Annotated in this window: 5 protein-coding genes; 1 reads left to right on the top strand and 4 read right to left on the bottom strand. The window is 61.0% G+C overall.

Annotation, left to right across the window (positions count from 1 at the left end; genetic code table 11):
* Positions 1–331 (bottom strand): helix-turn-helix domain-containing protein (locus NEZ08_RS02065; RefSeq protein ID WP_298102739.1); only part of this gene is annotated, 331 nt, incomplete at its 3' end.
* 149 nt (positions 332–480) lie between these two features.
* Between NEZ08_RS02065 and NEZ08_RS02070 the strand changes: the two genes are divergently transcribed.
* Positions 481–702 (top strand): acetyl-CoA carboxylase biotin carboxyl carrier protein subunit, encoded by a 222-nt coding sequence (locus NEZ08_RS02070; protein ID WP_298102742.1) that lies wholly within the window; start codon positions 481–483, stop codon positions 700–702.
* 9 nt (positions 703–711) lie between these two features.
* Here NEZ08_RS02070 and NEZ08_RS02075 read toward each other — a convergent pair whose 3' ends face one another.
* From NEZ08_RS02075 to NEZ08_RS02085, 3 genes are all read right to left on the bottom strand, one after another.
* Positions 712–1,236, bottom strand: a complete 525-nt coding sequence (locus NEZ08_RS02075) for a carboxymuconolactone decarboxylase family protein (protein ID WP_298102746.1) — start codon at positions 1,234–1,236, stop codon at positions 712–714.
* Between the two features lie 539 nt (positions 1,237–1,775).
* Entirely contained in the window at positions 1,776–3,866 is a 2,091-nt protein-coding gene (locus NEZ08_RS02080; protein ID WP_298102748.1) for an acetate--CoA ligase family protein, read from the bottom strand.
* A 50-nt stretch (positions 3,867–3,916) separates the two neighbouring features.
* The coding region (locus tag NEZ08_RS02085) for an acyl-CoA dehydrogenase family protein (RefSeq protein WP_298102750.1) at positions 3,917–5,014 on the bottom strand (1,098 nt) is incomplete at its 5' end.

Below are 5,014 nucleotides of genomic sequence, written 5' to 3' on the forward strand. Positions count from 1 at the left end.
GCAAGCGCATGCGGATCAAGTGACGCAGCTGCAAGCCGCGCATTATCGAAGTGCTCATCGCGACCGCGCTCGGACCGATGCGGTACTTCTGATCGCGCGGCAGATAGACGAGCTGGCCCATTCGCGTCAGCGTGTGCGTCAGGCGCGAGACCGTCGAACGCGGCAATCCGCAACGGCTGGAGATTTCGAGGTTACCAAGCCTCGCCTCGTGTCCCTCGAAGCAACGCAGGACGTCGAACGCCCGCGACACGACTTGAATGACGTCGCCCTCGCCGACTGTTTCATGCGCAAGCGCTCCTTGCCTGCTCAGCCGCTCCGAGCGTCGCCCCATGCCATCCTCCCATTTCCGCATAGCGGAACTAAATTCCGCTTTGTTGAACAAGCTAGCTCAGGCAATCTGATGCGACAACTAACACCTAAGTCGGCTGCATCTGTGAACGAACGCGCACGTCGTTCGCATAGCGAAACTTGGAATCTGGAATGCCAGAGATCGAGATTGTTACTGAAGTCGCAGGTCGCGTTTGTACGCTCGCCGTTCAGGCAGGCGCGCACGTGCGTGAGGGCGACGACGTCGTCATCATTGAAGCGATGAAGCTGGAAATACCCGCTGCGTCGCCCGCGGCCGGAATTATCAAATCAATCCTGGTCAAGGTCGATGATATCGTCAGCGAAGGACAGCTCGTTGCTGTTATTGAAGCCTGAACGAAATCCTCACACTACCTGTTCGACCGGCTGCATATCGATGTCGAACGTTTCGAGGAATTTCGATGTCATGATGTAGAAGCCGACCGAAAGCTGCAATTCGACCAGCGCGGCCGGCGTGAGTTTTGCGGCGATCGCATTGAACGTGGCATCGCTCGGCCGGCGGAGGCGGACGATCTCATCGGTGAACGCGAGCGCGGCCCGCTGGATTTCGTTGAAGCAGGTCGCGCTCTCCCAGTTCTCAAGTGCTGCGTTCTGCTCGTCGGTAACTCCGACGTTCTTGCCGATGCGCTTATGTGCCGCGATCTCGTATGGTGCTTCGCACAAGATCCCGGTTCGCGTGATCGCGAGCTCCCGCACGACCGGATCAAGCTCGCCGCGGTGGCGGATCGCGCCGCCGAGCCGGCAGTATTGTTCGAAATAACTCGGCGAATGCGCCATCATCCGAAAGATGTTGGCGCTGCGGTTCTTTGCCAGGATTTCCTTCGTACGTTCGTTCGATTTCGAAGTATCGCAGTATTCGATGCGGGCCATTGATCACCTTGGTCTTGTGTCCATCGGAGTCGAGCGTTCGGCCTGATGATACCACAATGGCGGCACGACACCGCCAACATGAACCGGAATTCGTTTCCAAAATTCCTTGGCTTTCGCATAAACCCGCTACAGGCGAGCCAAATTGCCGCCTTATTGCTAAACGACTTTTAGCCTTGTCGATGTTCGCTGAGTGGGGACTCAAATCAAAGCGAATACTCGTCGAGGGGTGTTCCGAGTAAATCCATCGGTCATCGGGCCTTCGCGGGCAACGATGAATCGCGTCCAAAATCCGGGTTCACCCAGGCCCGAGTCTAGGGAGAACGGCATGAAGGACGCCAGCAAACGGGCGGCCTCGGAGGTACTCGCGCAGATGATGGCGGTGACGGCCATGATCGTCATCGCCAGCGTCGTCTTCCACTGGCGGTGATCACCCACCGCCAGACGCGCGAGGTTGAGCGAATGCGACGAGGCAATCCGGGGCGGATGGTTCCGCGTAGCCTTGGGGGGTTGCCTCGTTGCGTTCGCGACTGCCGCAGCGGTTATCCCTGAAACACCACCGCGTCGACGACCACGCAGCCCTTGCCGGCGCTGTCGAGCAGCACCGGGTTCAGGTCCAGGCTGACGACCTTGGCGGTGGGATCGAGCATTAACGCGCCGATCCGCATTACGGCTTCGCACAGCGCATCGACATCCATCGGCGGCTCGCCGCGCACGCCGGCAAACAACGGCGCAACCCTGAGCCGCTGAAGCGCGGTCTTTACCTCTTCCCTCGAGAAGGACGGCAACAGCAATGCGGTATCTCGGAAGATCTCGACATATTTGCCGCCGTCACCGACCGCCACGACGGGACCGAAGACCGGATCGCGGTGCGCGCCGATCATGATCTCGCGGCGACCGCCCGCCATCGCCGCGACGATGACGCCGTCGAATCGCGAACCGTGCTTGCGAATGATGGCTTCCATCTGGGCCCAGACGTCGCCGGCCTCCTCGCGGCTCGTCACTCCGAGCTTGACCAGTCCGAGTTCGGATTTGTGGGCGATGTCGGCCGAGCATCCCTTGACCACGACCGGACCGCCGATGCTCTCGAAGGCCGCGACTGCTTCGGCCCGTGACCGGCACAGCCGATGGGCCACGACGGAAACGCCGCGCTCGGCCAGCAATGCAAGACTATCCGCTTCATTGAGCATGGTGGTGACAGCCGCCGGCTGCCAGGGCGATCGAATCTGCTGACCGTGCGCCAGGCGCGCCTTGGTGCGGGCCATCAGCTCGTGGTGTGCCAAGAATTGATGCAATGCCGTGACCGCCTCTGTCTCGGTCGGAAAGACGGATGAACCCTCAGCTGCGAATTGATCGGCGACGCTCTTTTGAGTCGCAGCGATCACCAGCGGCTTGCCGGTCTGCTTGGCAAAAGCTGCCGCATCGCGGGCGAAGGCCTCGACATCATAGCCGGGACCTGCCACGGGAACGCCGATCAGGAAGGCGTCCGCTGCAGGATCTTCAGCGATGACCGGGAGAATGTCGCCGAACAGCCGGCTGTTCGACAGCAGTGCCGCCGTCAGGTCGATCGGATTGGTGGTCGTTGCAAAGCTTGGCAGAATGCCCTTCAGCTTCTTGTCGGTCTCGGCGGAGAGCTTCGCCATCGGCATGCCGACGTTGGTAGCGGCGTCCGCGGTCATGACACAGACCGCCCCTGAGTTGCTGATCGCGACCAGTCGCCTGCCCTTCGGTTTCCAGCCTTTCAGGTATAGCTCAGTCGCTTCCACGAGGCCGCGCATGTCCGGCGCGCGCCAGATTCCATGCTGCTCAAAGAAGGCATCGACGACGCGATCTTCATTGGCGAGCGCGCCGGTATGCGACTGCGCCGCCTGCCGGCCGGCCTCGGATCGACCGGATTTCAAGGCAATGATCGGCAGGTCGCGTTTCAAGGCGACCTCGGCGAGCTCTTCCAGATATTTCGTTTCGGGAATGCTCTCGAGATAAAGCAGCAGCAGCTTGACTTCCGGGTCTTCGGCGACCGCGACTGCGAGCTCGCCGACCGTAATATCGGCGTCGTTGCCCGTTGCGTGCGTGTGGCGTACGCCGATGCCGCGCTGCCGCAGGAATCCAACCGGCACCGTGCTCAGCGCGCCGCTCTGGCTCAGCATGGCGACATGACCTTCGGCGCGATCCATGTCCATGAACATGGTGGAGAAACTTGCGATCGCGCCGGTGCCGAAATTGGCGAGCCCTTGCGAATTGGGCCCGACGATACGCATGCCGGCCTTGTGCGCGGCCTCGACCATCCGCCGCTCTTTGGCCTTCCCGGCGACCGCATCGACCTCGCCAAAGCCTGAGGCCATCACGACAGCAACCTTGACGCCGTGGGCCGCGCAATCTTCCACGGCGCCGATCGCGTTATCGCCCGCCACCGCCACGATTACCATTTCAGGGGCTTCCGGCAGATCGCCCAAGCTCTTGTAGCATTTGTGGCCCTGCACTTCGGCGCGCGACGGGTTGATCGGGAAGATCTTGCCCTTGAAGCCGAACTTGTCGAGATAGTGCACGGGCCGACCGCCGACCTTGTTGGGGTTTTCAGAGGCGCCGATGATGGCGACGGAGCGCGGATCGAGCGCGGCCTTGAGACGGGTCATGATGAATCCTTGAACGTGCGCTTGTTGATTTTCGAAAGGAGATAGCCGCCTCAATACGACTTCGGCAAGCCCAGCACCTTTTCGGCGATGAAGCTCAAGATGAGCTGCGGGCTAATCGGGGCGATCCGCGGGATCAGCGACTCCCGAAGATATCGCTCGACGTGAAATTCGCGCGCGTAGCCGAACCCGCCATGGGTCATCACAGCCTGCTCACAGGCGTGAAAGCCGGCCTCGCCCGCGAGATATTTCGCGGCATTGGCCGCCGGACCGCAGGGCGCTCCCTGATCGTATTGCCAGGCAGCCGACAGCGTCATCAGCCAGGCGGCCTCCAGCTCCATCCAGTTCTTCGCCAGCGGATGCTGGATCGCCTGGTTCTTGCCGATCGGTCGGTTGAATACATTGCGCTCTTTCGCGTAGGCAACCGCGCGCGACAGCGCTACGTGCCCGAGCCCGACGGCCTCTGCCGCAATCAAAATACGCTCGGGATTCATGCCATGCAGGATGTACTCAAATCCCCGTCCCTCTTCGCCAAGACGGTCGGCAAGTGGAATTTCAAAATTTTCGATGAAGAGTTCGTTGGAATCGACCGCCTTGCGGCCCATCTTCTCGATCTCCCGCACCGAGATGCGGCTGCGATCGAAATCGGTATAGAACAGACTGAGCCCATGGGTCGGATTTTTCACTTCCTCCAGCGGCGTGGTGCGGGCCAGCAGCAAAATCTTTTCGGCAACCTGGGCGGTCGATATCCAGACCTTCTGGCCGTTGACGATATACTTGTCGCCTGACCGGACGGCACGCGTTTTCAATTGCGTGGTGTTAAGCCCGGTGTTGGGTTCGGTGACGGCGAAGCATGATCGCTGTGTGCCGGCCGCGATCGGCGGCAACATCCGCTCGCATTGCTCTTTGGTGCCGAACACCACCACCGGATTGAGCCCGAACACGTTCATATGCACGGCGGAAGCACCCGACATGCCGGCGCCGGATTCCGAAATCGTCCGCATCATGATCGCGGCGTCCATGATGCCGAGGCCGGAACCGCCATATTCCTCAGGGATACAGATGCCGAGCCAGCCGGCATCGGCCAGCGCACGGTGAAAATCGGCCGGATAACCGCCTTCCTTGTCCTTCTTCAGCCAATAGGCGTCATC

It is taken from the genome of Bradyrhizobium sp. (assembly GCF_027451485.1).
Lineage (GTDB): Bacteria > Pseudomonadota > Alphaproteobacteria > Rhizobiales > Xanthobacteraceae > Bradyrhizobium.

Bases quoted from the DNA above. Each gene is read 5' to 3' on its own strand.
- NEZ08_RS02070 (WP_298102742.1), top strand. From the start codon at position 481: ATGCCAGAGATCGAGATTGTTACTGAAGTCGCAGGTCGCGTTTGTACG.
- NEZ08_RS02075 (WP_298102746.1), bottom strand. From the start codon at position 1,236: ATGGCCCGCATCGAATACTGCGATACTTCGAAATCGAACGAACGTACG.
- NEZ08_RS02080 (WP_298102748.1), bottom strand. From the start codon at position 3,866: ATGACCCGTCTCAAGGCCGCGCTCGATCCGCGCTCCGTCGCCATCATC.